Here is a 21,461-nt window from a genome sequence, read left to right as displayed (position 1 = left end):
TCGTTCTTATCAGGCCAATACTATAAAAAACAAACGAGTTCGCTCTTTTATTCATCTCGCTAGAATGGCTTTTCGGCATGAACCAGAATTACTTAATTGGGATTTATTTCGGAGCGTAATGAGTGACCTGCAGCAGCAATATCACTCATTTATTGAATCTGGCGCTTTGAGTTGTTCAAAATAATGACAGGATCACTCAGCGCGCAGGCGGGGATTCCATTTCTGAGCTCGCTATAATGCCGACTGAAGAATGGATTCACCCCCCTCGAGGGTATGACAGAACTCCTTAGGGAATTTCTCTCAATCTGTCCGCCTATACATCAATCCCGCAAAAATGGTTAATAAAAAAATTATTGTCAAGATTTTGTAAATTGTGTCTTCCCTCAGGCACACCCAATTTCCCAGGCGTACAATGGAACCATAACTTAAGATTAATTGCTTCACAAACTGGTGCGATAAATGCTTAAGGATTAATGAATACATTTTAGTATGCAAAGGGGTATTGAAATGAAAGATAAAACAACGCTTACACCTTATTTACGATTACGTTTTAATATTGACCATCCAAGTCTTGAAGAGTGTTATGTTTTTGGTTACGAATGTGCCGCTGCGGAGCTTTCTGAAGAAGAAAACCCTTATGCTGCCGGAACTGAAGAGCATGACCAATGGAGCGAAGGCTGGTGGGCAGGATTTTACGGAGAAGAGCCTTTATTTTCACTGTCTGAGCAGATTGAAGAAGAGGAACTGGAAGCACCGCAGGCTGCTGCCAATGATCAATGGTATCATCATCCTTTTCAGTCAGCGTTTCTGTCAACGTTCTTAAAAATTACCGGGGCCCTGGCAGCGACTGCTGTAGTTGGCTATCAGGTTTTGGATTTGGTGGCTTAATGATTACAAAGAAATAAACCGCCTCTTGTCGACAAAAACAAGAGGCTGTGATGTTATTTAAACAGTTTTAGAACCATGCTACGCATTCTCTCCAGTTCCGATGGATTAAATTCCTTATAAATAGAACTGCCAATGTTCAGACATACCGTAACTTGCTCGCCCACTCCCTTAAGCAGATCAACACCTGACAGGCGAAGAATTTGAATTTCATCTTTAATATCCTGGGCCCAGGGATGGAAATAACTCATATCTGAAAATACCGGCAGAAAATAATTTCCGTCTTCAACCATATAAAGCACTTCCGGATTATCCGCTGCTGATTTTTTATCAATTGGAATGATAAAATTGGCTTTAATAAATTCAAGATAGGCCTTATTGGCTTCCTGACTGCTTCCAGACAAAGCCAGAGCTTGCTTCACCGCTGTTTCTAATGCGTTCATGATGACATCATTCTCATATTGAAATGCGCAGAGTATACCAATTTTTTTGCCGTCAGCGGCAAAAGATGGAATTTATTTCCTGTTCAATCGGATTCCTCGAATTTAGTTGCCGATCTATTTTTGCATGTAGATCTCAACCACTTCCGCGCAGGCGTTGTTGCATAATGAAAATAGGTGCACAAAAAGCCGTCTTTGCGAGCGTTAGCGAAGCAATCTCCTGATGTTGTTCAAGTTTTCGATCTGGATTGCTTCACTAACGTTCGCAAAGACAACAGGCTTATTGTGCAACAACATCCGGATAAGTAACCCCCTCAACAATCAAGGCGTTTTCTGAAGGTCGTTAGCACGTTCTTCCAGAATAGCAACGGCCGGCAAGGTTTTTCCTTCCAGACATTCAAGGAATGCTCCGCCACCTGTAGAAATGTAGGAAATCTGCTGATTTAAATCATAAAGATCGATAGCTGCCAGCGTATCGCCGCCGCCTGCAACTGAAAAAGCGTCGCTGTCTGCGACAGCAATAGCCAGTGCCCGAGTTCCATAGGAAAATTGAGGAAACTCAAAGACACCCACTGGTCCATTCCATATAATGGTCTGAGCCTTATCAATAATATCCACATAGGCACGAACGGTGTCCGGGCCGATATCCATAATCATATCATCACTTGCAATGTGATGAAGTGATTTATTGAACGCAGGACAGTTTTCAGTAAAGCTTTTACCAACCACTACATCAGTAGGCAGGGGCATTTTGCATCCCTTGTCTTTGGCCAGCTGCAGAATTTCCCGCGCCTCGTCCAAAAGCTCATCTTCACAGAGTGATACCCCAATTTCATGGCCCTGAGCTTTTAAAAAAGTATTGGCTATTCCGCCGCCTGGAATCAGGTAATCTACCATTGTCACCATTTGTTTGAGCAGACTAAGCTTGGTAGATACCTTCGCTCCGCCTACAATGGCCACGATTGGATGTTTTGGTGCTTTCAAAACCTGCTGCAAAGCTTCTAACTCACTCACTAATAAAGGACCAGCAGCGGCAAGAGGAGCAAATGCGGCTACACCTACTGTCGATGCCTGAGCGCGATGTGCCGTTCCAAAGGCGTCCATAATGAAGATGTCGCATAATGAAGCCAGTTTCTGCGATAAAAACCGGTCATTCTTTTTTTCGCCCACATTGAACCGAACATTCTCGCAAATCACTAATTCGCCGGGTCTGGTATCAATTCCATCGAGATAGTCGCTGACAAAACGGACTGGATAATCAAGATATCCGGCAAAATAATCGGCTACCGGCTCAAGAGAAAATCGCTTCTCGAAACGCCCTTCTTCCGGGCGGCCCAGATGGGAAAGCACAATAACGGCAGCGCCTGCGTCCAAAGCCTGCTTGATAGTAGGCAGAGAGGCCTGCAGACGTTGGTCGCTGGTAATCATGCCATCCTTAATCGGGACGTTCAAATCCTCACGAATAAGAACCCGTTTATTCCTGAGATTCAGGTCGCTCATTTTTAAAACATTCATGTTTTTTTGATCTCTTAACGATTCATCATGCACTTGGCAGTATCAAGCATGCGGTTAGAAAAACCCCACTCATTATCATACCAGGCGACTACCTTAACCAGATTACCCATGACTTTGGTCTGTGTCACGTCAAATATTGCAGACGCTGGATGGTGATTGAAGTCGCAGGAGACCAGAGGCTCTTCGTTGATGTGGAGAATATCATTTTTTGCCTGACGCATAATGTCGTTAACTTCACTGACCGATGTTTCCCGGGCAGCAATAAACGTCAGATCGACTACGGAAACATTCAAAGTCGGGACGCGCATTGCAAAGCCGTCCAGTTTGCCGGCCAGCTCAGGCAATACCAGACCTACCGCAGAGGCCGCACCTGTTTTAGTGGGAATGATGGATTGAGTTGCCGAGCGGGCGCGTCTTAAATCAGGATGGCTGCCATCCAGTAACATTTGATCTTTGGTATAGGCATGCACCGTGTTAACCAAACCCTGGGTAATGCCAATACGCTGATGCAGGGGCTTGACGACCGGTGCAAGGCAGTTCGTAGTGCAGGAGGCATTTGAAACAATGATATCGGTGGCACGCAGACTGTGGTGATTTACTCCATAGACAATGGTGGCATCCGCATCTTTACCTGGCGCTGAAATCAGCACTTTTTTGGCGCCCGATACGATATGCTGCATGGCCTTTTCACGGGATGTGAATGCACCGGTACATTCCAGCACCACATCGACATCCAGATCACCCCAGGGTAAAAGAGCAGGATCTCGCTGCGCCAGCACCTTAATCGGCTGGCCATCAACGACCAGTTTATCCCCATCAATAGCAACAGTACTGGCAAAACGGCCATGGGTGGAATCATATCGGGTCAGATGAGCAGTGGTTTCAATGCCTGAGAGGTCATTGATTGCTACTATTTGCAACTCATCCTGACGGCCGTTTTCAAAAAAAGCACGCAGAATGCAGCGTCCAATACGGCCATAGCCATTAATTGCGACTCGTATAGTCATAAAACTTCTCCGAAATATACTGACTCAATCAAAAAGAGCCATTATTACAATCTATTGATTACTTTAATAATATTTTCTACGGTTAGTCCCAGATACTCATAGGCTTTTGCCGCTGGTGCGGAAACGCCAAAACGCTCAAGACCTACCACCTCGCCATCAAGTCCTATAAAGCGATACCAGTAACCACTGGCGGCAGCCTCAATCGCAATGCGCTTGCGTACATGTCTGGGCAAGACCTGTTCCTGATACGCTTCATCCTGCTGCAAGAAACGTTCGCAGCAGGGCATGGAAACCACACGAATTCGCTTACCGTTCGCACGAGCCTGTTCTGCAGCATCCAGGGCGAGCTGAACTTCCGAGCCGGTAGCCAGCAGAATAATTTCCGGTTCTTCACAGTCACTCAGAATATAAGCACCTTTGCTGATTAAGGCTGACGCATCGGGCGCGTGAGAAAGCGCCGGCAAATTCTGGCGCGATAATAAAAGAGCAGAGGGGCCGGATTGGTGTTGTAAGGCTTCTGCCCAGGCGACTGCCGTTTCCACCAGATCAGCAGGGCGCCAAACCTGCATGCCAGGCGTTAGACGAAGCATGGCGGCATGTTCAACAGGCTGATGGGTAGGACCGTCTTCGCCAAGACCAATCGAGTCATGTGTTAACACAAAAATAACACGCTGGTTCATCAATGCACTTAAACGAATTGCATTTCGAGCATAATCCGTAAACACCAGGAAGGTGCCGCCATAGGGAATAAAGCCGCCATGTAAAGCAATGCCGTTCATTACCGCGGCCATCGCAAATTCACGCACACCATAATATAAATAGTTTCCTGAAAAGTCCTCTGCAGAAATAGCCTTGCTGCCGGACCAGTCTGTATTATTTGAGCCGGTTAAATCGGCGGAGCCGCCCAGCATTTCAGGTAATTCTTTGGCAAAATGCTCAATGCAATACTGGGAACTTTTACGAGAAGCCATTGTTTTGTTTTCGGCAATACACTGCTGAATAAAATGCTCTGCATCAGCTGGCCAGTTATCAGGTAAGTCGCCATTAATACGTCTTAAAAACTCCTGATAGTCATCTTTATATTGTTTCTGATAGTTGTTGCAGGCCAGGAGCCATTGTTTTTCATCATGCTGACCCTGCTCAACATGATTCCATTCTGCATAAATCTGATTTGGAATTTCAAATGCGGGGTGAGCCCAGTTCAGTGTTTTACGAACCTGCTCAATTCCAGCCGCACCAAGAGGAGCGCCATGTGACTTTTCACTGCCAGCCACGTGAGACGCAAAGCCGATGGTGGTTTTGCAGATAATAAGGCTGGGTTTTGTCGTTTCTGCCTGGGCTTGTTTAATGGCTGTTTCAATCTCAATAGGATTATGGCCGTCAATGGGGCCGATGACTTGCCAATGATAGGCCTTGAAACGCATCGCCGTGTCATCGCGAAACCAGTTGTCGACCTTTCCATCAATGGAGATGCCATTGTCATCGTAAAAAACAATCAGTTTGCCTAATTCGAGAGTACCGGCAAGAGAAGAAGCCTCATGGGATATCCCCTCCATCAGACAGCCGTCGCCAACAAATGCATAGGTAAAATGATTAACCAGCTCCATATTGGGGCGATTAAACTGGCGGGCCATTAATTTTTCAGCAATGGCCATTCCTACCGCATTCGCTAAACCCTGGCCTAAAGGGCCGGTCGTTGTTTCCACACCAGGGGTTTCACCAAATTCCGGATGGCCGGGAGTTTTGGAATGTAACTGACGAAAATTTTTAAGCTCTTCAATCGGCAGATTGTAGCCGCTTAAATGCAGTAAGGAGTACAAGAGCATCGAGCCATGTCCATTGGACAAGACAAAACGGTCGCGGTCATACCAATGAGGATTCTTGGGATTATGTTTCAGAAATTTCTGCCAGAGCACAGTGGCAATATCAGCCATTCCCAGGGGCATTCCAGGATGTCCGGACTGCGCTTGTTCTACCGCATCAATACTCAAAATTCTTATAGCATTGGCCAAATCACTTGATGAATGCATGTGTTACTTCCCCTATTATCAGGTTGCCTATTGTCGCTCAGAAGCTTTTAATCAGCAAGGTTGCCGAGATTGTTTTATTAGTATTGTATAAAACTTGTTCATTACCAGACTTTTTCTATATTTATTTTACTTTTTGTTTAAAATTTGAGATCATGCTGGTCTCGAATTTAAACCTAAAGGGCATTATGTACGTTGTAATGCGACGATTGCCGCAAGTTGTTCAACTGGAACCGTCAATTACACTGGAAGGCACAAAAATTTGGCAAACCGCGGACTTTTCTGACAGGCCGCAGGCGTTCTACGAGTCGCTTGTCGAAGAACATCTGGCATTGACACTCGAATACAGCATACTTTGTACGCAGCTCGCGCGCGAATTTATGCTGCGCCCAGACTCGCCCGAATTTACAAAACAACTTGAGGCAGCACTCATATATGCTGAATTATTGGAATATCTGTTTCGTAATTACATCAATGTGCCACGCGAGGTGCTGCGCTTAAGAAAAGAGCAGGCTGTTTATCGTTACTACCTGGAAAAACGCGGCTATTATTTTGAGCCTCAGCCTGTCGATTTGGAGTTAAAGGCTGATACCTTCACGCAGAAAATGCGTAATGATACGGCCTGGGTTAATCCTTTTCGATTGATTTTTATCCGCAGCAAACGTTTGCTCAACGCCCTGGTGCCAGTTCTTAGCCAGATCGATCAATATGCGAAAGCGATGGCCACGGTTGATAAAGTGCTCAATCCGGCATTGGCTTATCTGGGCTGGATATTCTTTGCCCCTCGTCTGTTTTCCAATTTATTCCTCCTTTTCAAGCATTCTGTACCCGCATTCATGACTGAGCAGGAGAAAAATCTCGGTTTCTGGTTTCGTTTTTTGGCGCAATTAAAACGGCGCTATTTCGAGATTGGAAATGATGTGATCTGGTTTACCGCCGGGGTATTGAATTGCTTTGTTTTTGTTGGACCATTGGCTCCCATTGGGGTTTATTTCAGTCTTGCCTGCTTTATTTACGACATAATCTGGGCAGGTATCAGAGCTGGCATTGAAATCCACCGATTTAATCAGTTGAAAGCCAAATACGCTGAAATGGCTGATGAGATTAAGGATGATGATTCAAGATATGAAGAATACCAGGCATTGCTTCGCCATCAGAAAATTCTGGACTTTCGTATTGAAATAGAGACCAGGCGCGTACTCACTACAATTGCAACGACTGCAGGCGTTTGTCTTGGCTTCATCCTGATGCTGCCATTTTTCATGGCCAACCCTGTTATTCCCCTCATTGGCGCAATGATTTTTTTAAGCGCGACCGTAGCCGGCTTTTTGGCTACCCGTTATTTTGAAGAGTTAAGACCTCAGGATCAGCTGCAATTACCAGCAAAAGAAAAGCCGAGTATTACCTCTTCGCCACTCCTGTTTTTTAATTCGGTTAATAAGAACGAACAGGATGGACACTATAACGATACACTTCTTACTCAGCCTGTATTCCAGCTCACATAGCCTGGGCATTGGAGCATTCTTTCGGAAAGTGCTATGCTCTTCTTTTTTATTCCTAGAGATCTTGTAATGTCGAAAGTTAAATTACCGTCTTTCAAATCGATTGATCCAGAACATTTTGCAAACGATCTGGGCGACATGCTTCAAAATAATCTGGAGCGCATCAATACGTTATTGCAACAGGAAACCGCTTTTACCTGGGAAAATCTGATTGATCCGCTTGATGAAATGGAGGATGAACTGGAGCGTTTCTGGTCTCCGCTATCCCATCTGCATGCCGTGGTAAATTCCCCCGAATTACGGGCTTGCTACAAAGATTGTCTGCCCAAACTGTCAGCTTACCAGTCGGCTATAGGCCAAAATCAGGCATTGTATGAGGCTGTTCGCTCTCTGGACGTCACTCACATGAATGATGTCCAGAAAAAACTACATGAGGATATGCTGCAGGGCTTTGAATTATCCGGTGTGGCTTTGTCTCCTGAAGATAAGCAGGAATTTGAAAACATCCAGGCGAGAGTTTCGGAATTATCCAATCAGTTTGAAAACAATGTGCTCGATGCCGGACAGGCATTTACAATGCATGTTACCGATGAGGCCAAACTAAAAGGCCTGCCAGAGCATGCCATACTGACGGCAAGAGAGTTGGCCGAGGAAAAGCAATTGCCAGGATGGGTGTTAAATCTTGAATTTCCCTGTTATCTGGCGGTAATAACTTATGCGGATGATAGAGAATTACGCGAAACCTTTTATCATGCCTTTGTAACCCGTGCGTCTGATCAGGGTCCTACAGCGGGTAAATTTGACAATTCAGCCATTATGCAGGAAATCCTGGCATTGCGTCACAGAGAAGCGCAGTTGTTGGGATTTAAAAATTATGCAGAATTGTCGATTGCTACCAAAATGGTGGACTCAACCACTCAGGTAACTGACTTTCTCCTTGATTTAAGCGAACGCGCTCTTGATCAGGCCAGGGCAGAGTTCCAGAATTTGCAAAAATATGCAAGAGAAGAATGGAAAATTGATCCCGTCTCACCCTGGGATATTCCTTACCTGTCTGAAAAACTGAGTCATCGTGATTACAATTTCTCACAGGAGGAATTGCGTCCATTTTTCCCGCAAAATCAGGTGATGAGTGGGCTGTTTAACATCATCGAACGTTTGTATGGTATTCGCCTGCAAGAGGTCAAGAACGCTGAAACCTGGCATCCGGACGTCATTTGCTATGAGTTGCTGGATGAAAAGAATGACTCACGCGGGTTTATGTATGTGGATCTCTATGCCAGACAAAATAAACGCGGGGGGGCCTGGATGGACTCACTGCAAACAAGACGACGATTGCCCAACGGTGAAATTCAGTTACCCATCGCCACACTGACCTGCAATTTTGCCAAACCTGCCGGAGATAATCCTGGCACTTTATCTCATGACGAAGTGTCTACTTTATTCCATGAGTGCGGTCATTGCCTGCACCATCTTCTGACTCAGGTTGATTACTTAAGCGCATCTGGCATTCACGGTGTTGAATGGGATGCTGTTGAATTACCAAGCCAGATTTTTGAGAACTGGTGCTGGGAAAAAGAGGCACTTGATGAGTTAAGCTGCCATGTTGAGACAGGAGAAAAGCTCTCTGATCAATGGTATGAAAAAATGCTCGCTGCAAAAAATTTCCAATCCGCAATGGGAATGATGCGGCAGCTGGAGTTCTCATTGTTTGATTTCAGAATCCATCAGCATTTTGCGAATGAAGCCGATTTTATTGCCCGAATGCTGAAAGAAGTCCGAAGCATTACCGCAGTAACGCCATCAACCCCCTACAACCGCTTCCCGCATAGCTTCACCCATATTTTTGCAGGCGGATATGCTGCTGGTTATTACAGCTACAAATGGGCGGAAGTGCTTTCCAGCGATGCGTACTCGCGCTTTGAAGAAGAGGGCATCTTCAACCCGCAAACCGGGCGCGACTTCCTGCGAAGCATATTGGAAGTAGGAGGATCTAAAAAAGCCGCCGACGCCTTTATTTCTTTCCGCGGACGTCCTGCCACTGTAGACGCTTTACTGCGTCACAACGGCATTAAAAGCTAAGAAAAAGCCTCCCGCCCGTTGGGGCGGGAAGTTTTTCATCAACAAAACAGACATTTTTCCCACCATAGGATCAAAATTTCCAGACTTATGTTATAATAAAAGTTGGGGGGCGACCTGGCTTCGACGCGGGTTGCGAAACCGGAGGTGCATGCCGAGAAGGAGATCTCTCGTAAATAAGACTCAGTAAATATAAATGCAAACGATGAAAACTTTGCTGGTGAAGCTATCGCTGCGTAAGCTTTGATAGTGTAACCCACCGTGTGCTGCCAAAAAACCAGCACCCCGTTCGACCGAGCCCGCTTATCGGTATCGAATCAACGGTCATAAGAGATAAGCTAGCAATCCCGCCCGTCTCGAGCGAGCTTGCGAAATTCAGAGAATCGCTGTGTCTAATCCTGCCTGTCGGAGGAGCCACAGCTAAAACCAATCGACAAGGCTAAGCATGTAGAACTAAAGGCAGAGGATTTGCGGACGCGGGTTCGATTCCCGCCGCCTCCACCATCACTTAAAACAGCGAAAGACCATCAAAAACAACCTAAAACCATTCTAAATCAAGCTATTACATACTACTTTACATTGTCTTGCGTGGTCTATATTGGTCTGTGAAAGATCCCAAAAAGTACCCAAATAATGAAGAAAAGTACCCAATTTGTGCCCAGAAACACGATGTGGAGATAATGGCTATAATTACACAAATGGATATGAAATGGATTTGAAGATGTATTTCCCAGCTTTCTATTTAGAAAAAATTGTAGGACTAACCAATAAAAGCAGTTTTTTATATCATTGGACTTCCCTAACTTGTGCAGAAAAAATTATAAAGGATATGTATATATATTCAAAGGCTACTCTATTCGGGATGCATCCGAATGAATATTCAATGCTTGTAAAACACCCTGATCTGTCAGCAGATACAGAAAATGGATTTATAGATTATGTTTTTTTAGGCAATACTAATTGGATTGAATTAGGGCTAAATTCTTACTATGGGCAGATAGGGTTTGAACTTAAGCCATTTCCCTTGTTAAAAGAAAAAGAATTTTATGTGTTTCCTTTTAATACGGGAAGGTATTTTAAATCTGCTTCAGATGAAGATAAGTACTCGGATTTAACCATACTAAAGGATGCACTGAATAAAAAAGCTAAAACTTACGAAGTTTTGGTTAGAGGCAAAATTGAAATATGCGCCGATAACGTTAAACGAATAATCTCTGACTGTTCAAATATTCGTGAAATAGGTATTATACTAAACAATAACCAGTTATCGCATATTCCAGTTGAGGAATATTAAAATGAAAATTTCAGTCCAAGATCCCAAAGATCCTAATCACAAATCTCAGGTATATACTGAAGAGAATGGAGAGTTTATAAGAGAAAATGATATTCTTTACCTAAAAACCCCTTACTCTCATTGTATAATGGCACTCAAGATTGAAAGGTTTGCTCTTGTAGATAACTTTACTCATAGAGAAGTTGGTTATATTTTAGAACCTTAGATTTCGGAGCAGGCGTTAAAATTCTCTGTTTAGTCCAATCACAGTACCTATTATTTCACAAGTAAACTCATCTCCATTTCGAATGTTGCCCCAGTTGGGGTTGATTGCGGTTAGTTCAAAGTATTATTGTTCTTTGATAGAGTAAGTTGTCTATATTTTCTTATTATTGCTGTTTTAGAATTATTAACTTGGGCGAGAACTAAACTTCCTGTTTAGTTCTAAATTTGAATCAATAATTAAAATATCATTAACTCTAATTTCTGATCCATACTGTCATCAACCATTTTTAACGCAAAGCTGGTTTGAGTCACAAGGTAGGTAAAAGTAGACCCCCGGGAATAAAGCATTGGCTAGAATCATCTTCTAATTCCAAAAGAATCTCTTTTATAATTTCCTTAGCCATGCAAGCCTGATGAGCATTTAAAAGCATCCGGGGAGCATCCAGAAGGTTTATGTTATAATGTCCTATTGGGCCAAAAGGAAATGAATTACAGAGGAAGCTTCGTGTATCAAATGATTAAAATAGATAGGATTTTCCTTGACCTTGAAAATCCTAGACATCAGCCATTTTCTAGTGAAGAGCAAATAATTGATTATTTGTGTTGCAATGAATTAGTTTATGAGCTTGCAAAAGATATAGTCCACAATGGGATTAATCCTCTTGAAGCTTTTGCATTACTTATAGTAAATAAAGGCAATTCTAAGTATTACACTGTACTTGAAGGTAATCGTAGAATGTGCGCTATCAAACTTTTAAATGATCCTGAATTAGCTCCTGTGAAATATCGAAAGGAATTTAAAAAATTGGCGGAAACAACGGAAACTATCCTTGAGATACCTAGTATTATTTATACAGAGCGCGATGAAGTCCATACATGGTTAGAAAGAATACATGGAGGCCTTCAAGGAGGAGTAGGCAGGAAATCATGGAGCCCTGAACAAAAAACACGACACATCGGAAACACAAAAAATCTATTGGCCCAACGTATTCTCGATTATGCCGCAAATGAAGCTCTAATCACTGATGAAAATCGTAAAGGTAAATTAACCACAGTTCAACGCTTTTTAAGCAATCCTGTTTTTAGAGATGCTATAGGTATAGATAACCGTAATATTGATGATGTATCCCGGACGCGCCCTAAACATGAGTTCAATCATTTATTAAAGCGTTTTCTTAGCGATCTAGTAGATGAAAAAAATAAAGGAGTGAGTTCTCGAAGTAACAAAGCGGAAATCGAAGCTTATTCAAGGACAATGGTTTCAGAAGAGGATATTATAGGTAAACGGATAGAGTCTGAATCTCTAAATTCTCCTGCTGTTAACAAAATTAATGTAAGACGAGTCGCGCCAGGAGTTTTAAAACACCCAGATAAGATTAATTATTGCTCCGAGCTACGTAACAAGCTAAAAGAAATCCAAAGTTATAAATTAGAGTGTATGTATTATTCCATATGCTCTATTTCTTTGGAGAGCCATACACCATTACTATGTGTTGGTGTATGGTCATTTATTGAGAGTCTTACAGCTAGAGCCGGCCGATCTGGAGGTACCGATTTTTTATCATTTCTCAGCAATAGTAAATTAAGCGATTTAGGTTTTAATGACAAAGAGAATCGAAAATCAATCCGTGATGCCTTGGAACGAATTCAAGGTTACGGTAACACCACAAAACATCATGAAATTTCAGCTCATTTTAATCAAAGACAGCTTTATAATGACATGGAGACTATAAATAAATTGTTATGCAAATTAGCAGAACAAGCAAAAAATTTTTAAACTGATAAGTTATCTATGACATTGACACTTTGTTACTGATATTAGCAATTGATAAGAATAAAAATAAATATGAGTATCCCAATATGACTAAAGCAGTTTCACCATTACGATATCCTGGAGGTAAATCTTGTCTTTATGAAATTATATCCATTATTTTAAAGAACAATGATTTAAATCGTGGTCACTATATTGAGCCTTATGCGGGTGGTTGTGGACTAGCATTAGCCTTACTTTATGGAGGCCATGTTAGTGATATTCATATTAATGACTTGGATTTATCAATTTGGTCTTTTTGGTATTGTGTATTGAACTATACAGAGGATTTAATCTCTCTGATTGAAACCACACCTATTACGATAGATGAATGGTATAAGCAAAAGAATATTCAGTCTTCTTCAAACGAAGATATCCTCTCCTTAGCCTTTTCAACTTTTTTTCTAAATAGAACTAATCGCTCGGGAATCATTAAAGGAGCGGGAGCCATTGGAGGATTGCATCAAACAGGGCATTACAAAATCGATTGCCGCTTTAATCGTGAAGAATTGGTGAATAGGATACGAAGAATTGCAAAATATAAAAATAGAATACATTTGACGCGAATGGATGCAATAGACTTTATGGTGGAAGCACAAAGTGAATTAGGGACACATGCTTTTTTTTATATAGATCCCCCATATTACAATAAAGGTTCATGTCTGTATGCTAATTTCTATGGAAAAAGCGAACATAAGAGTGTGGCAGATATTATATTAAAATTGATAAGCCCTTGGATTGTAACTTATGACAATACGGAAGAAATAAAGGAACTTTATAAAATGCGTCGACAATTCAGTTTCGATATTAGGTACTCTATTCAAACTAAACGTATCGGATCAGAATTGCTAATAGCCTCAAAAGGACTTAAGCTACCGAAAGAAATAACAAAAAAGCAAACAAATAAACCACGACATCGTGTTTCTTTTGATTTAAGATACCCAGCTTCTGAACAAGTTGAATCCTTATAGAGAATTTGTTTTGACTTTATCTGGCTTTGATTGCAAATAATTTGGATGAATAAATTTTTAACCTAAATTTGACATGACAGGCACTTCTGAAAAACTGGCAACTGTCAGATCAAGTTCGACTACTACATGTTATTTTTGTTACCACCAAGCGATTATGTAGTATCTTAATTACCAAGCGAAACTGATGGATTCTAATTAATCAGTGATTTTCTGAAAGCATTTAAAGGTACTTTTAGAGGTTGCTAAGGATGATTATTATGGATTCGAAGACTCAACTCACGGTTGATGTTATTACTAAAGTATCGGAAGGTAAGATAACTATTAACAACGCAGCTAAACTACTCGCTTATAACGTGGCGTCTTGCTACTTATACAAAAAAAAAAACCAGCTCGTACATTTTTCAATGAAGAGGAGCGGCCGTGTTATCTATAGTATAACACCATTTTTAAGAGATACAAATTTTCTGTGATTGTGAGTTATGCTATTCCATATTCTAGAATTTAGAATAGGCTATTTGCAATTCGCGAATAGCGGATAATAAAATAGGTGGAGCACGGTTCAATTCCAAGGGTAACACTATATAAATAGGGGCCTATTTGGGGGCTTTTTCAAAATATTTAAATTGTCGTTTATTATCAGTGAATTAACTGACGAATGTGATGGCCGCCGCCCCATTAGCAAATACTACAAAAGACCATCAAAGACCACTAGAAACCATATAAAATCAGTGAGTTAGAGTATAATTTTACTTGTTGTTCATTGTCTTTTACTGTCTTTAAAATTCCCCAAAAAAGACCAGAAATTTAAAAAATGCCCCAATAGTGCCCCAAATTAGATGGATTTTTCTCAATGTTAGTTTCGGTTTCAAAATAGTTAAATTGATGGTTCTTATATACAAGCTCAAGCATTCTTAATAATTCGAGTTTTGAATTATATAGATATATAAGTCTATGAGGAGAGTAATCCATATATTTAAATATTTCATGTGAGACTTATATCCTAGTCTCCTCCCAGTCCTATTAAATTGACTTAGTGAATTAAATTTACATTTGGTTCAGATTATTGAATTCATATATGAGATTAACGCGTAGTTATTCTATCGGTCAGTCTGCTGATAATAAAAGACTTGCACTTGGTTTTTGCACTATATATATTAGTTGAATAAACTAAGTAATCTATGTATCTGCCCCACAAGATAAAAGGGAATGGATATAAAAGTATAGCTTACGGATTTCCCTAAACTATCTTTTACATCCACATTAGTCTTACTTGGATAATCGGAATTAATTCGCATGGCGAGAGGTAATTTTTTTAATCCCATGAAAACATGTAGTGACTTTAGGCTTCCTGTGGCACCAGCTTTTACTTCAATAGGTATAATTTTATTACCATGTTGGATTACATAATCAATTTCAGCACTTGAACCAGCCTCTTCTCTATGCCAATAATACAAAACTGGTTCAATATAGGGTGGTTCAATTGTTCTTAGCAATTGGCCAACTATCTGTTCAGCGATGCCGCCATTATTAATCAAAAGAATTTCATTTGTTGAATTAATTTGGTTTAAACTCAGTCCTAGTGCCGTACTACATAAGCCTATATCAAGGAAAATTTCTTTAAAAAATTTTTCTTTAATTTCAGCTGCGAGGGGAACACCATTTGCCGAGCTACTTTGTACTCGGTGGCTAATTCGGGCTTGTTCTAACAGATTTAATACATGCTTTATTGTCGATGCTTGAATCGTTTTATTAACTTTACTAAATACAAATTTTTGTCCAAGCATTTTTGGAATAGAATTAAGTACTTCGTCTAATCTTTCTGTCGCTAAACGACCTTTATATTTTGAAAAGTCATCGCGATAGGTGGCCAATAAGTCATTTTGTATTTGATTAACTCTATTCAGAGAGTGTTCAGCAGCCCAATTAGAGACTACAGCGGGCATACCGCCGATAATCAGATATTCTTTAAATAAAGTAGTTAATTGCTCGTGAATCGCAGAGGGGACCTCGACACTTAGGTCATATTGATTTAAATAGTCATAAAGTGATTCTTTGTCATTTGCTAATAAAAATTCATCAAATGACAATGGTTCCAAATGCATATAGCTAACTCGCCCAACCGGCATACTAAATGAGTGCTCCTCTAGAATAAATTCTAGTAGAGAGCCAGCGGAGATTACTGCTAGCTGGGGTAAATCTTCTGCAAACCAACGGAGTTTGCTAAGCAGTTGAGGTGCTGCCTGTATTTCATCTAGGAATAATAAGCACTTTGGAGGATCTATTTTCTGATTTGATACCGTACTTAAATTTAATAAAATTTGATTTACATCATTAGAAGCAAAAAGACTGGCATAAGAAGGTTGCTTCTCGAAGTTGAGTTCAATTAATTGCATTCCTGTCTTTTCAGCTAAGTGCCTTACTAGCCATGTTTTACCAACTTGTCTTGCCCCACGAATGACTAATGGTTTCCGGTCAGGTGAAACTAGCCAGTTCTCCATAAAATTTAATAGGGTTCGTTTCATTTAATATACTTATCATTAGTAGTATATTAAATTATAAGCAATAATATATTTAAGTCAACAAAACAGACGGTTGTTTTGATTTATAAACCCACAAAACAGCATCCTGTTTTAATTAATAGCTATGGAAAACAGAGGCTTGTTATTTAAGTTTTTAAAGTATTGAGGGCTAGTAACGCCACGATATTTACTTTAATCTCCATTAAATACTAGTACTTACCTATTACTGGAGATTAAAGTAAATGACGGTAGAACAATTTTTTAATGACCACTCAACTAACCATAAATTGGGTTATCAAGCAACACCAAAGGTTAAATAAAAAATATAGCGGTTGTAAGGAAACAAATTCAATTCCCATATACGAATCACATTCGTTTAAGACCTGATTCCAACATGTATTTATGAGCTTTTAATGATTCAATTTTATTGAAATCATCACTGCTTAAAATCTGTCGAATTTCATTTAGAGGGAATCCTAGCTCGCAAAAAAATAGAATCTGCTGAAGCTTGAGTAATTGCTCTCCTGGTAATAGCGATATTGATTCTCGCCATAGTAAGCAGGTGCTAGCAAACCAATTTCCATAAAAAGCCATTGAGAAAATTACCATGTGTATTATAATCCTCTCCGGAAGCAGGGCCTCGCAGGTTCAGTTAATGTCAGTTTGCCATCCAAGTGGTACGGAATTTCTGCAACTATGGAATTTGCAAAAATTTTTAAAAGTAGTATTGGCCATGCAGCACTTTAACAATCAGAAGAAATGGAATTATGAATAATCAATCTAATCTCAAAGTAAAAAACGGTACAATCCCTTTGGTCGCCTATTCTTTATGGCTCTTTATTGCCTTAAACGCTTTAACACCTCTAATTGGCGCTTATAGTGTTTTTAAGTACAATACTGCCCTGTATGAGCAAACCGAAGAAGCAAGCAATGCGCTTATGTTTATTGCGCAACAATACGATAATATTGGTACTTTAATCGGTCTTAGTTTCCTTTTATCCGCAATTATTTATTCTTTCTGGATTTTCAGAGTTAGCAGCAATTCGCGCTGTTTAAATCCAGATGTAAAAATTAAATTTACTCCCGGATGGAGTGTCCTTAGTTATTTTATACCATTCCTTAGCGTGTACTGGCCTTACAAATCAATGAAAGAGCTATGGCAATTGAATGTTAAAACCACCGATAACGGCATCATACTGGGCTGGTGGATAAGCTTCCTCTTCTTAAACTCTTCCACTATGGCGTGTTCAAAAATAGACGATCCAAGTGTGATAGGTTATCAATGGTATGTCGGACTAATTACGGTTTCAAATATTTTAGGAATCGTCTCAGCATTCCTGGCTCTCAAAATAATCAAACAAATTAATGACGCTCAGTCGGCTGGGTTAAGGTTGTCACCAGCAATGCCGTGTCCTAACTAATTTGTTAAGGCGAGCTACATTTGGTTCTAATTGTCAGCTCGCCCTTATGAAAAAATATAGATCATTATAGAAATAAACATACCTGTAGCAGTTTCATTATCCAGTGTCCGAACTCCCGCCTGACTAAAAATTGCATAGATTGATAAAATTTAATTTTATTGTTTGATGCGTTTTTTGGAGTTTAAATGTTAAAGAAATTTACATTGACTGGAACTGAGATTATTTTATCAAACCACGATGATATCGTATTGCCTGCTGTACAAGGAGATGAAAATTCTCAAAACGATAAACTGATTATCAAAATTGCGGACGGAAGCTCGCTTCTCCCTATTATCCGAAAGCTATCGGATTATCAGGAAAATAGAGAAGAATTGAAGAAAATCGATACCGTTTTATTCCAGGATTCAAATTTTAATGGCCTGAAAAATAACCCGGATGAAATAAATAATTTGCTTGAGATACTAAAAAAATTACCTAAACAAACCAAACGAATCAGTTTTTGTTTTTCCAATCTGGGAGAGTTGGGATTCGATAATGTGTACCGCATTGCAGAGACTATCACCCAGACATTAGGGGAAGGCATTAAAGAGTTGGATCTTAGGGCCTGTAATTTTAATTATCTGCATAAAGAGCAACGAAAAAAAATTGAAGATTTGTTTCCAGAAGGTGTTTTAAAACTTACGAAATGGCAAGTGGTTGTTGATGGTAATAGCCCTGATGAAGAAAATAAGAACGAAGAAAATTATTGTAGAATTTATCAGTATGACCATAAGGAGATAGGGCTTGGAAAAACGATAGTTTCTAGTACAACAAAAGATGACTTGTTAATGGTAAGCTATACAAGCTTTGGCTCGAATGAAGGTGATTTAATTATACATCCTCGTCATAAGATGACGAACCAGGAGGTGGAGCAGCGGCTGGGTTATAGAAGATCTTGTTCTATGTGGGGTTTTCCGCATCCGCGTTGGGATATTACACTGGACACTAGAAATGAGGGGGATTTAGATTTTTTTATCACTATTCTTGACGGTAATGAACCGCTAGAGGAGTTAAGAAATGAAATCTATGATTTCCTTGAGCTAAAACCTTCACCAGCAGACGTTATCAGTTCATTTGAAAGGGGTGAAACGAAAGCAGCAATCGAACAATTAAAGGTGGCACAAAGAAATGGACGTCATTTTTTTATTTTGCAACTTGCTGATTATTATTTTGAACAGCTCATCACTTCTGAGAGTGAGACCAGCCCCTCTGGTGATAAGCTTTATGAAATTTATAATCTTATCCCTATGGATAGCCCCTATTATCACGCAGCGCAAATGAGAAAGCTGGAAATATTGGACACACAAGGCAATAGCCGTGAACTGTCTAAAGAAAGATTTGCAGTGGCGCTCGGTTATAAACCGCAAGTAGTGGTTGACCAGATGAGGGTCGATATGATTTTTCATGAACTTTCAGGCAAAAAAGGAGCCCTTGACATTGCCAATATCCCCTCTGCTTCAGCCCTACTGTCCCTGGCTGAGGAAATGAATCAGATAAGGCAGGAGCTTACAGAGTTACGGGCTTATAAAGCAAAAAACGAAGGGAGGAAGCGAAAGGCAGAAACACCCGCGCCAAGTGAGACCTACATAAGTACAACAGGTATATTTGGCCCGAAGCCTGGCAAGCGAAGGAAAGTTGCTGAATTGGATGTAACCGCGTCTCCCGACAACCCATGTGGATGATATCGTTCGATTGCAAGGCAATGAAGCTTAGGCGATTAAGAGAAGGAGCCATTGCACTAAAGCCTTACTATTTCTAATCAAAACTGACTGATGCTGACTTTCCTGCCGCGTTAGAAATATCCTGCAATAAGCTCTCTGTAGTGCTATGGCTTTTAAAACCTGACATAAAGAAATAAAATCCTGTTCCTCTGTTTAACATAAGGCTGTGATCTCTGCTTTCAAGAATGTTATCCACTCTCGATTTTACCTCATCAGCAGGCAGGGAATTTAACTCATCAATCAGATATCGGAGTTCATTGGCTTTGATTCTTCCCTTGGTAGAGCCATCTGCCTGTAAATTGTTGATATAATTTTGCAATGCCTCAATGGCTTCCTTCAGTTCTTGAGGATGATCGACCTGATTTTCTGACCTGGATTTGTTTTCTATTTTAGCAATGGGCAAATTAACAAACATATCCTGGGTTGGGTCATTAGAGTAAGGGAGTTTATAGACTGTAATGAAACTCACTTCCCCGCCATTCACCTTGCTCGCTTCATGGAGCAAATGGTTTGCCAGAAAATTAACAGCATCCTCTCGCGTGTTGTGAACAGTTTCATGAATAACTATAACTCGGTATTTAGCCCTTTTCTTTTGGCTTTGCTTTGCCTTACGACAAAGCGTTATCATTGGTTTAAATATCCTATCCTGTTTTATTGAGTAAGAGTGTAGACATGTATAAATTCCTGGATTTTTTTAGAGACAAGCAAAATCGGATTGTAATATTTCAGTTCCCCAATTTGCCCTTAATCCTGTGGTTTGTTTTCGCAGTATTGGATTATCTTTGGAGCAGCAATCAACCAGGAGTTCATCATCTTTTGGGCATGCTCCGATTTGGTTTTATCTTTACGTGGGCATGGCTGGAAATAACAAGTGGAGTGAATTACTTTCGCCGCACACTGGGTGTGCTGGTGTTAATTATTGTAGTGGCTTCCAGTCTTTAGTCTCCCTCGCTACGCTAAAAGATACTCTGCCCATGCTGCATTTTTGATGTGGTATGGGGTCCAAAATATTAATTATTTTGAGCGCCAAGTCTGACACTGGCGAAGTAGCGGCTCGTACTCGCCGATTAATTGCAAGGCTCTTCTATTTCTTACTTCTTCTGTGCAGACCGCTTGGAGTATGGGTTTTGCTCCTGCTGCCAGAGGCGCCGCCCGATAATTTTTCCAGTTGCTTATCTGCCAGCTTTTTAGATTCTTTTGAATGGTGTTTTTTGGACATGGATCTCTCCAAACGAGAAGGCTTACTTTATTAGCATAGATTGTGTTTAATTGCTGATCAATCGTAGCGGTATAAAATTGCCTGTCTGTGTTCAAATGTCTCATGTTTGACAATAATTGGCCTTCTTTGTACAATCGAGCATCAATTAAACACTTGGATAAATTCCAAACCAAATGAGGGCAGAAAATTGTTTTTAAGAAGCGTACTTTTAATTTCAAGTTTAACTTTTTCAGTTGCCGGCACAGTGTATGCCGCAGCTATTGAAAAAGCTCCGAAGCAAACTCCTGTTCAGCTTGGATATGCACTGAGTGGAGTGCAGTATAAAGCGGTATGTCAGATCCGGGCAGAATCTGAAAATATTTTGGTGGCTCGTGATGATGGATATGCTAAATATTCTTACCTTTTTACTCAAATCAATGATAGCAAATCAAACACCGGACTGGTCAAAGAAGGCGATAATACACTGGTGATTCGGTTCAGGTTAAACCCGGCATTTGATGGCAATGTTACCTCGTATTTAACAAAATTCAGAGACGGGGAACTTAGTGTAGAAAATTGCACTCTGGACATTGATTTATAAAGTTTCTCTTTTTTGCAGGTAGTTCGCTAAAACGAATGTAAATTTCCTGCAAAAAACTTTAAATTAATATCATCTTGCTCCAATCTCAAGACAAAATCCTTTCCGCTCAACTCTACGAACGGCTGCGTATTCGGCTGAAAGTCTTTTACCTGAATACTCGGCATATCTGATAGAGTAATACCTTTTTCTACCAGATTTGTATAAAATATGCGCATCGTGTATTGGTGA

Annotated in this window: 18 protein-coding genes, 1 other RNA gene and 2 pseudogenes; 13 read left to right on the top strand and 8 right to left on the bottom strand. The window is 40.5% G+C overall.

Going from position 1 to position 21,461, the window contains the following annotated elements; genetic code table 11:
• Nucleotides 1–184, top strand: a pseudogene (locus tag E1O89_RS08920) (IS4 family transposase); the annotation flags it as partial.
• Nucleotides 185–507: 323 nt separating this feature from the next.
• Entirely contained in the window at nucleotides 508–888 is a 381-nt protein-coding gene (locus E1O89_RS08915; RefSeq protein ID WP_112219542.1) for a transmission trait enhancer LetE, read from the top strand.
• Nucleotides 889–941: 53 nt separating this feature from the next.
• Here the strand turns inward: E1O89_RS08915 and E1O89_RS08910 are convergent, their stop codons facing one another.
• From E1O89_RS08910 to tkt, 4 genes are all read right to left on the bottom strand, one after another.
• Nucleotides 942–1,328, bottom strand: a complete 387-nt coding sequence (locus E1O89_RS08910; protein WP_133139855.1) for an SseB family protein — start codon at nucleotides 1,326–1,328, stop codon at nucleotides 942–944.
• A 318-nt stretch (nucleotides 1,329–1,646) separates the two neighbouring features.
• On the bottom strand, nucleotides 1,647–2,840 hold the full coding sequence (locus tag E1O89_RS08905) for a phosphoglycerate kinase (protein ID WP_133139854.1): 1,194 nt from the start codon (nucleotides 2,838–2,840) through the stop codon (nucleotides 1,647–1,649).
• Between the two features lie 14 nt (nucleotides 2,841–2,854).
• Nucleotides 2,855–3,847 carry a type I glyceraldehyde-3-phosphate dehydrogenase gene (gene gap, locus E1O89_RS08900; protein ID WP_133139853.1) on the bottom strand — a complete coding sequence of 331 codons (993 nt, stop codon included), beginning with the start codon at nucleotides 3,845–3,847 and terminating at the stop codon, nucleotides 2,855–2,857.
• A 44-nt stretch (nucleotides 3,848–3,891) separates the two neighbouring features.
• On the bottom strand, nucleotides 3,892–5,877 hold the full coding sequence (tkt, locus tag E1O89_RS08895; RefSeq protein WP_133139852.1) for a transketolase: 1,986 nt from the start codon (nucleotides 5,875–5,877) through the stop codon (nucleotides 3,892–3,894).
• 185 nt (nucleotides 5,878–6,062) lie between these two features.
• Here tkt and E1O89_RS08890 point away from each other — a divergent pair, with 185 nt between their 5' ends.
• The 7 genes from E1O89_RS08890 (at nucleotide 6,063) to E1O89_RS08860 (ending at nucleotide 13,734) form a co-directional block, all read left to right on the top strand.
• Complete coding sequence (locus tag E1O89_RS08890) at nucleotides 6,063–7,379, top strand: hypothetical protein (RefSeq protein WP_133139851.1); 1,317 nt, start codon at nucleotides 6,063–6,065, stop codon at nucleotides 7,377–7,379.
• Between the two features lie 66 nt (nucleotides 7,380–7,445).
• On the top strand, nucleotides 7,446–9,458 hold the full coding sequence (locus E1O89_RS08885) for a M3 family metallopeptidase (protein WP_262337473.1): 2,013 nt from the start codon (nucleotides 7,446–7,448) through the stop codon (nucleotides 9,456–9,458).
• Between the two features lie 105 nt (nucleotides 9,459–9,563).
• Nucleotides 9,564–9,959: a transfer-messenger RNA gene (gene ssrA, locus E1O89_RS08880) on the top strand.
• Nucleotides 9,960–10,164: 205 nt separating this feature from the next.
• A complete protein-coding gene (locus E1O89_RS08875; protein WP_133139849.1) occupies nucleotides 10,165–10,749 on the top strand; it encodes a hypothetical protein in 585 nt (194 codons plus the stop codon).
• Nucleotide 10,750: 1 nt separating this feature from the next.
• Complete coding sequence (locus E1O89_RS08870) at nucleotides 10,751–10,954, top strand: hypothetical protein (protein WP_133139848.1); 204 nt, start codon at nucleotides 10,751–10,753, stop codon at nucleotides 10,952–10,954.
• A 504-nt stretch (nucleotides 10,955–11,458) separates the two neighbouring features.
• Nucleotides 11,459–12,730, top strand: a complete 1,272-nt coding sequence (locus E1O89_RS08865; RefSeq protein ID WP_133139847.1) for a hypothetical protein — start codon at nucleotides 11,459–11,461, stop codon at nucleotides 12,728–12,730.
• Between the two features lie 83 nt (nucleotides 12,731–12,813).
• Nucleotides 12,814–13,734 (top strand): DNA adenine methylase, encoded by a 921-nt coding sequence (locus E1O89_RS08860; protein WP_133139846.1) that lies wholly within the window; start codon nucleotides 12,814–12,816, stop codon nucleotides 13,732–13,734.
• 1,154 nt (nucleotides 13,735–14,888) lie between these two features.
• On the opposite strand, the gene E1O89_RS08850 is transcribed toward E1O89_RS08860, so the two are convergent.
• Entirely contained in the window at nucleotides 14,889–16,256 is a 1,368-nt protein-coding gene (locus tag E1O89_RS08850) for an ATP-binding protein (RefSeq protein WP_133139844.1), read from the bottom strand.
• Between the two features lie 369 nt (nucleotides 16,257–16,625).
• Nucleotides 16,626–16,834: pseudogene (locus tag E1O89_RS15665) on the bottom strand (MerR family transcriptional regulator); the annotation flags it as partial.
• Between the two features lie 186 nt (nucleotides 16,835–17,020).
• Here E1O89_RS15665 and E1O89_RS08840 point away from each other — a divergent pair.
• The gene (locus tag E1O89_RS08840; protein ID WP_133139843.1) at nucleotides 17,021–17,674 is read left to right on the top strand and encodes a DUF4328 domain-containing protein; all 654 of its coding nucleotides are present in this window, start codon (nucleotides 17,021–17,023) and stop codon (nucleotides 17,672–17,674) included.
• A 185-nt stretch (nucleotides 17,675–17,859) separates the two neighbouring features.
• Nucleotides 17,860–19,395, top strand: coding sequence for a hypothetical protein (locus E1O89_RS08835; protein WP_133139842.1), 1,536 nt, complete (start codon nucleotides 17,860–17,862; stop codon nucleotides 19,393–19,395).
• 73 nt (nucleotides 19,396–19,468) lie between these two features.
• Here E1O89_RS08835 and E1O89_RS08830 read toward each other — a convergent pair whose 3' ends face one another.
• Nucleotides 19,469–20,062 carry a hypothetical protein gene (locus E1O89_RS08830; protein WP_133139841.1) on the bottom strand — a complete coding sequence of 198 codons (594 nt, stop codon included), beginning with the start codon at nucleotides 20,060–20,062 and terminating at the stop codon, nucleotides 19,469–19,471.
• Between the two features lie 44 nt (nucleotides 20,063–20,106).
• Between E1O89_RS08830 and E1O89_RS08825 the strand changes: the two genes are divergently transcribed.
• Nucleotides 20,107–20,376, top strand: coding sequence for a hypothetical protein (locus E1O89_RS08825; protein ID WP_133139840.1), 270 nt, complete (start codon nucleotides 20,107–20,109; stop codon nucleotides 20,374–20,376).
• 142 nt (nucleotides 20,377–20,518) lie between these two features.
• Here E1O89_RS08825 and E1O89_RS15660 read toward each other — a convergent pair whose 3' ends face one another.
• Nucleotides 20,519–20,653 (bottom strand): hypothetical protein, encoded by a 135-nt coding sequence (locus tag E1O89_RS15660; protein ID WP_262337472.1) that lies wholly within the window; start codon nucleotides 20,651–20,653, stop codon nucleotides 20,519–20,521.
• Nucleotides 20,654–20,840: 187 nt separating this feature from the next.
• Here E1O89_RS15660 and E1O89_RS08820 point away from each other — a divergent pair, with 187 nt between their 5' ends.
• Nucleotides 20,841–21,233, top strand: coding sequence for a hypothetical protein (locus E1O89_RS08820; protein WP_133139839.1), 393 nt, complete (start codon nucleotides 20,841–20,843; stop codon nucleotides 21,231–21,233).
• Nucleotides 21,234–21,461 lie beyond the last annotated feature (228 nt).

Source organism: Legionella genomosp. 1 (assembly GCF_900640215.1).
Taxonomy (GTDB): Bacteria; Pseudomonadota; Gammaproteobacteria; order Legionellales; family Legionellaceae; genus Legionella_C; species Legionella_C quinlivanii_A.
Note: the sequence above shows the minus strand (reverse complement) of the source record. Positions and strands in the feature narration are given on the sequence as shown.

Bases quoted from the DNA above. Each gene is read 5' to 3' on its own strand.
- E1O89_RS08915 (WP_112219542.1), top strand. From the start codon at position 508: ATGAAAGATAAAACAACGCTTACACCTTATTTACGATTACGTTTTAAT.
- E1O89_RS08910 (WP_133139855.1), bottom strand. From the start codon at position 1,328: ATGAACGCATTAGAAACAGCGGTGAAGCAAGCTCTGGCTTTGTCTGGA.
- E1O89_RS08905 (WP_133139854.1), bottom strand. From the start codon at position 2,840: ATGAATGTTTTAAAAATGAGCGACCTGAATCTCAGGAATAAACGGGTT.
- gap (WP_133139853.1), bottom strand. From the start codon at position 3,847: ATGACTATACGAGTCGCAATTAATGGCTATGGCCGTATTGGACGCTGC.
- tkt (WP_133139852.1), bottom strand. From the start codon at position 5,877: ATGCATTCATCAAGTGATTTGGCCAATGCTATAAGAATTTTGAGTATT.
- E1O89_RS08890 (WP_133139851.1), top strand. From the start codon at position 6,063: ATGTACGTTGTAATGCGACGATTGCCGCAAGTTGTTCAACTGGAACCG.
- E1O89_RS08885 (WP_262337473.1), top strand. From the start codon at position 7,446: ATGTCGAAAGTTAAATTACCGTCTTTCAAATCGATTGATCCAGAACAT.
- E1O89_RS08875 (WP_133139849.1), top strand. From the start codon at position 10,165: ATGGATTTGAAGATGTATTTCCCAGCTTTCTATTTAGAAAAAATTGTA.
- E1O89_RS08870 (WP_133139848.1), top strand. From the start codon at position 10,751: ATGAAAATTTCAGTCCAAGATCCCAAAGATCCTAATCACAAATCTCAG.
- E1O89_RS08860 (WP_133139846.1), top strand. From the start codon at position 12,814: ATGACTAAAGCAGTTTCACCATTACGATATCCTGGAGGTAAATCTTGT.
- E1O89_RS08850 (WP_133139844.1), bottom strand. From the start codon at position 16,256: ATGAAACGAACCCTATTAAATTTTATGGAGAACTGGCTAGTTTCACCT.
- E1O89_RS08840 (WP_133139843.1), top strand. From the start codon at position 17,021: ATGAATAATCAATCTAATCTCAAAGTAAAAAACGGTACAATCCCTTTG.
- E1O89_RS08835 (WP_133139842.1), top strand. From the start codon at position 17,860: ATGTTAAAGAAATTTACATTGACTGGAACTGAGATTATTTTATCAAAC.
- E1O89_RS08830 (WP_133139841.1), bottom strand. From the start codon at position 20,062: ATGATAACGCTTTGTCGTAAGGCAAAGCAAAGCCAAAAGAAAAGGGCT.
- E1O89_RS08825 (WP_133139840.1), top strand. From the start codon at position 20,107: ATGTATAAATTCCTGGATTTTTTTAGAGACAAGCAAAATCGGATTGTA.
- E1O89_RS15660 (WP_262337472.1), bottom strand. From the start codon at position 20,653: ATGTCCAAAAAACACCATTCAAAAGAATCTAAAAAGCTGGCAGATAAG.